Below are 5,448 nucleotides of genomic sequence, written 5' to 3'. Positions count from 1 at the left end.
TCCGGTCGCGCAGCGTCGCCAGCACCGGGTCGCCCGCCTCGCCCGGCCCGGCCGAGATCAGCAGATGGCTGGCCTGCTCCAGCGCCGACAGGTCGCCGCCGGGAAAGGCCACCGGTTCGACCCCCTGCGCGCGCAGCAGGCCGAATTTCTCGGGCGATCGGGTGGTGCCGATCACCCGCCAGCCCCGCGGGACCAGCAGCTGGGCCAGCGCCTGGGCGCTGTACCCGTGGCCGAAGGAAAACAGCGTCTTTACCATGCCCCCTTGATGCGCCCGGGCGGCGCGCGACGCAAGTCTCCGTAACCGGGAATCGCGGTGCTATTGCGCGTAGGTCGAGCCTTCGCTGTCCAGGATCGCCTTCAGCTCGGCCAGGTGCCGATGGTCCTGCCCGGGATAGTCGTCCAACTCGCTGGCGGTTTTCTCGGCGATCTCGTCCGAGAGCACCCGCAGCTTCTGCCCGGTCTGCAGCGCGCGGATATAGGTTTCGGCAGCGCGTTCGAAATAATACATCCGGTTGAAGGTTTCGGCGACCGTCTCGCCAATCACCATGATGCCGTGATTGCCCATGATCATCACCTTTTTCTTCGGATCGCTGAACAGCGCGGCACAGCGTTCGCCCTCTTCCTCGAAGGCCAGCCCGCCATAGTGTTCGTCGATCACGTAGCGGTCAAAGAAGGTGGCGGTGTTCTGGTCGATCGGCAGCAGCCGCGAATCGGCCAGCGTCGACAGCACGGTGGCATGGATCGAATGCACGTGCATGGCGCAGCGGGCATGCGGCACCCGCCGGTGCAGCGCACCGTGCAGACCCCAGGCGGTCGGGTCGGGCGCGTCGGGCCCCTCCATTGCGGTGGGGTCGTTGGCATCCAGATCCAGCAGGTCGCTAGCGCGGATGCGGCTGAAATGCATCTGGTTCGGGTTGATCAGGAACCGGGTGCCGTCGTCATTCACCGCCAGCGAGAAGTGATTGGCCACGGCTTCGTGGAAATTCAGCCGCGCGGTCCAGCGGAAGGCGGCGGCCAGATCCACCCGTTCCTGCCAGTGGGACATATTGGGGCGCAGATTGGCAACGGTCATCGGGTCTCTCCTTTTTGCGCGAACGCTGCCGTGTCGGCAGCGAAATGGCAAGGGCGCCGGCGGTCGCAGAAAGGCGCGGTTTCCCTGCCCCCGGCGCAGCAATCAGGGTGATTTTGCCGGCGCGGGGGGCTGCAGCGGCCGGCTGGCCACCCAGGCATAGCCGTTGGGGCACAGGATATAGGTTTCGCGCAGGCCGTGCGGTTTATCGGTGGGCGGCTGCAGAACGGTGCCGCCCGCGGCCTCGGCCCGGGCCGCCGCGGCGTCCGGATCGCTATTGTAGAGCCTGATTTCGACGCCCGCGCCGCGCGGTGGGGTTTCCGGCAGCAGGCCCAGAAGCGGATTGGAATGGTAGGTATGATCGGCATGAATCTGGAACGCCTGTCCGCCATAGGTGACGATGGCAAAATCTGCCGAGACCCGATGCGCCGCCATGCCGAAGACGTCGCGCAGAAACGCGCATTGCGCCGGGACGTCGCGCACCAGCAGATTTAGTCCCAGGCCCGAAAGCGACTTGCCGAAATCTTCAGCAGAAACGGTTTCATACTCCATGCCCCAGCCTTGCCGATCCCGATGTGCCGCGGCAAGCGCCAACTGCGCGGTGAAGATTTGGCAAAACCCGGTGCGGGGGCTTGCGCCTGTCTGCCCAATCAGGACAATTGGAACATGGAACATGACGCTTTCCCCGCCTGGCCCGATGTGGCCGCCCGCCTGATCGCCGTGGCCGCAGGCCGCGCGCCGGCCGACCTGGTGCTGCGCCAGGGCATCTGGGTCAACGTGCATTCGCGCGAATGCCTGCCCGATCACGACATCGCCATCGCCGAGGGGCGCATCGCCTATGTCGGCCCCGATGCGTCGCATTGTACCGGGCCGGAGACACAGGTGATCGAGGTGCAGGGGCGCTATATGATCCCCGGCCTGTGCGACGGGCACATGCATATCGAATCCGGCATGTTGACCCCGGCGGAATTTGCCCGCGCGGTGATCCCCCACGGCACCACCACGATGTTCACCGATCCGCATGAGATCGCCAATGTGCTGGGGCTGACCGGCGTGCGGCTGATGCATGACGAGGCGCTGTTGCAGCCGATCAACATCTATACCCAGATGCCCTCCTGCGCGCCCTCGGCGCCGGGGCTGGAGACCACCGGATACGAGATCACCCCCGGCGACGTGGCCGAGGCGATGCAATGGCCCGGCATCATCGGCCTGGGCGAGATGATGAATTTTCCCGGCGTCGCCAATGCCGATGCCAAGATGCTGGCCGAGATCGCCGCGACCCAGCGTGCCGGCAAGACGGTGGGCGGCCATTACGCCGCGCCCGACCTGGGCCCGGCCTTTGCCGCCTATGTCGCCGGTGGCCCGGCGGATGATCACGAGGGCACCTGCGAGGCGGATGCCATCGCCAGGGTGCGCCAGGGGATGCGGGCGATGCTGCGGCTGGGCTCGGCCTGGTACGACGTGGAGCGGCAGATCACCGCGGTGACCGAGAAGGGGCTGGATCCGCGCAGCTTTGTCCTGTGCACCGATGACAGCCATTCCGGCACGCTGGTGCACGACGGCCACATGAACCGGGTGGTGCGCCATGCCATCGCCTGCGGCTGCGATCCGCTGGTGGCGCTGCAGATGGCAACGCTGAACACCGCCACCCATTTCGGGCTGGAACGCGAGCTGGGCTCGCTCACCCCCGGGCGGCGGGCCGATATCGTGCTGACCTCGGACCTGGAAACCCTGCCGATCGAGCAGGTTTTTGCGCGCGGCGTCCTGGTGGCCGAAAACGGCAGCTGCCTGGTGGACTGCCCGCATCTGGACTGGCCCGACAGCGCCCGCAACACGGTGCATCTGGGCCATGCGCTGAGCGCGCAGGATTTCGAAATCGCCGCGCCGCCGGGCGCCAACAGCGTGCGCGCCAACGTAATTGGCGTGGTCGAGAACCAGGCGCCGACCAAGGCGCTGAAGGCCGACCTCCCGGTGCGCGACGGCCTGGTCGAGGGCGATGGCGCGGTCTGCCAGATCGCGTTGGTGGAACGGCACCGCGCCACCGGCGGGGTGGTGAATGCCTTTGTCTCGGGCTTTGACTATACTGGGCGGATGGCGATGGCCTCGACCGTGGCGCATGACAGTCACCACATGATCGTCGTCGGCACCGATCGCGACCAGATGGCGCTGGCGGCGAACCGGCTGGCCGAGGTGGGCGGCGGCATCACCCTGTTCCGCGATGGCGGGGAACTGGCGCTGGTCGAACTGCCGATTGCCGGGCTGATGTCGGACGATTTGGCATCGAACGTGGCCGCGAAGACGCAGAAGATGGTCGAGGCGATGATCGATTGCGGCTGCAAACTGAACAACGCCTATATGCAGCATTCGCTGCTGGCGCTGGTGGTGATCCCCGAATTGCGGATTTCCGACCTAGGGCTGGTCGATGTCCGCACATTCGAACATATCCCGCTGCTGGAGCCGCAGACATGAGCCGGATCGAGACCCCCGACGTCTTCCAGGCGGAGAGCTTCACCGATGCCGAGGCGGCGGTGAACCGGCTGGAAGAGCTCTATGTCGAGGCCACCACCTTTATCTGCAGCCGCTTCATGGAGGTGTTGCGCAGCGGCGCGCCGGGCCACCGCATCCGCGCCTTCTATCCCGAGGTGCGGCTGACCACGACCTCCTATACCCATGTCGACACGCGGCTGAGCTTTGGCCATGTCTCGGTGCCCGGCACCTATGCCACCACCGTCACCCGGCCCGACCTGTTCCGCAACTACCTGATCCAGCAGATCGGGCTGCTGATCCGGCACCATGGCCAGCCGGTGACCATCGGCCCGTCGAAAACCCCGATCCCGGTGCATTTTGCCGTCGCCACCCGGCCCGACATCACCGTCCCGCAGGAAGGCGCGACCAAGTTCACGCTGCGCGACATTTTCGACGTGCCCGACCTGGCCACCACCAGCGATGATATCGTCAACGGCACCTATGCCCCCGCCGACGGTATCTGGCCGCTGTCGCTGTTCACCGCGCAGCGGGTCGATTATTCGCTGGCGCGGCTGTCGCATTACACCGCGACCGACGCGGCGCATTTCCAGAACCATGTGCTGTTCACCAACTACCAGTTCTATGTCAGCGAGTTCGAAAGCTATGCCCGCGACATGCTGGCCGATCCGGACAGCGGCTATTGCAGCTTTGTCGCCACCGGCAATGCCGAGATCACCGACCCCGAGGCGCCGATCGAACTGCCGCTGAAGCTGCCGCAGATGCCGACCTATCACCTGAAACGCCCGGACGGGAACGGCATCACCCTGGTCAATATCGGTATCGGCCCGTCCAATGCCAAAACCGCGACCGATCATATCGCGGTGCTGCGGCCGCATGCCTGGCTGATGGTGGGCCACTGCGCCGGTCTCAGGAACACCCAGGCGCTGGGCGATTACGTGCTGGCCCATGCCTATCTGCGCGAGGATCACGTGCTGGATGACGACCTGCCGGTCTGGACCCCGATCCCGGCGCTGGCCGAGGTGCAGATCGCGCTGGAACAGGCAGTGGCCGAGGTGACGGAACTGTCGGGGTACGAGCTGAAGCGGGTGATGCGGACCGGCACCGTGGCCACCATCGACAACCGCAACTGGGAGCTGCGCGACCAGTCCGGCCCGGTGCAGCGCCTGTCGCAGTCGCGCGCCATCGCGCTGGATATGGAAAGCGCCACCATCGCCGCCAATGGCTATCGCTTTCGGGTGCCCTATGGCACGCTGCTCTGCGTTTCGGACAAGCCGCTGCATGGCGAGCTGAAGCTGCCCGGCATGGCCTCGGAATTCTACACCACCCAGGTGGCGCGGCATCTGCGCATCGGCATCCGCGCGATGGAGCGGCTGCGCACCATGCCGCTGGAACGGCTGCACAGCCGCAAGCTGCGGTCGTTTGACGAGACGGCGTTTCTGTAAGCGTCGCCTCCGATCCCCGGCGGGCGAGGCCCCTTATTCCGCGGTCGGCGGAAGGCGGGTTCCGCTAGCGCAGCGAGGACAGGGGCCACTACCCCAGCCGCTGCAACAGCCCCATCGACGGCTCCCCGGTCTCGGGCAGGCCCTGGCTGCGCTGATAGGCGCGGATCGCCGCCTCGGTCTTGGCGCCGATCACCCCGTCAGCGGTGCCGGCATCAAACCCCTTGACGGTCAGTTGCTGTTGCAGCCGCTTGCGGTCGGCCAGCGTCATGCCGCGCGCATCGGGGCCGAAGGCGGTGCGCAGCGGCCCGCCGCCGCGCAACCGGTCGGACAGGTGGCCGACGCCGATGGCATAGCTTTCGGCGTTGTTATAGCGCAGCAGCACCGAGAAATTGCGGAAGATCATGAAGGCCGGGCCGCGCCCGCCAGCGGGCGGCAATATCTCGGCCGGGC

Annotated in this window: 5 protein-coding genes and 1 pseudogene; 2 read left to right on the top strand and 4 right to left on the bottom strand. The window is 66.5% G+C overall.

Going from position 1 to position 5,448, the window contains the following annotated elements; genetic code table 11:
* The 3 genes and pseudogenes from CVM52_RS23160 to CVM52_RS23150 form a co-directional block, all read right to left on the bottom strand.
* Window positions 1–256: pseudogene (locus CVM52_RS23160) on the bottom strand (SDR family NAD(P)-dependent oxidoreductase); the annotation flags it as partial.
* A gap of 60 nt (window positions 257–316) precedes the next feature.
* Window positions 317–1,072 carry a class II aldolase and adducin N-terminal domain-containing protein gene (locus CVM52_RS23155; RefSeq protein ID WP_100164711.1) on the bottom strand — a complete coding sequence of 252 codons (756 nt, stop codon included), beginning with the start codon at window positions 1,070–1,072 and terminating at the stop codon, window positions 317–319.
* A 102-nt stretch (window positions 1,073–1,174) separates the two neighbouring features.
* On the bottom strand, window positions 1,175–1,621 hold the full coding sequence (locus CVM52_RS23150) for a VOC family protein (RefSeq protein ID WP_100164710.1): 447 nt from the start codon (window positions 1,619–1,621) through the stop codon (window positions 1,175–1,177).
* Between the two features lie 114 nt (window positions 1,622–1,735).
* Here CVM52_RS23150 and ade point away from each other — a divergent pair, with 114 nt between their 5' ends.
* Complete coding sequence (gene ade, locus CVM52_RS23145) at window positions 1,736–3,538, top strand: adenine deaminase (protein ID WP_100164712.1); 1,803 nt, start codon at window positions 1,736–1,738, stop codon at window positions 3,536–3,538.
* Entirely contained in the window at window positions 3,535–4,998 is a 1,464-nt protein-coding gene (locus CVM52_RS23140; RefSeq protein WP_100164709.1) for an AMP nucleosidase, read from the top strand. Before ade ends, CVM52_RS23140 begins: the two co-directional genes overlap by 4 nt.
* 88 nt (window positions 4,999–5,086) lie before the next feature.
* On the opposite strand, the gene CVM52_RS23135 is transcribed toward CVM52_RS23140, so the two are convergent.
* A partial coding sequence (locus tag CVM52_RS23135; RefSeq protein ID WP_205965010.1) for a peptidoglycan-binding domain-containing protein occupies window positions 5,087–5,448 on the bottom strand: 362 nt, incomplete at its 5' end.

The sequence above is a fragment of the Pseudooceanicola lipolyticus genome (assembly GCF_002786325.1).
Lineage (GTDB): Bacteria > Pseudomonadota > Alphaproteobacteria > Rhodobacterales > Rhodobacteraceae > Pseudooceanicola_C > Pseudooceanicola_C lipolyticus.
The sequence above is the reverse complement of the archived record's forward strand: the minus strand, read 5'-3'. Positions and strand labels throughout refer to the sequence as shown.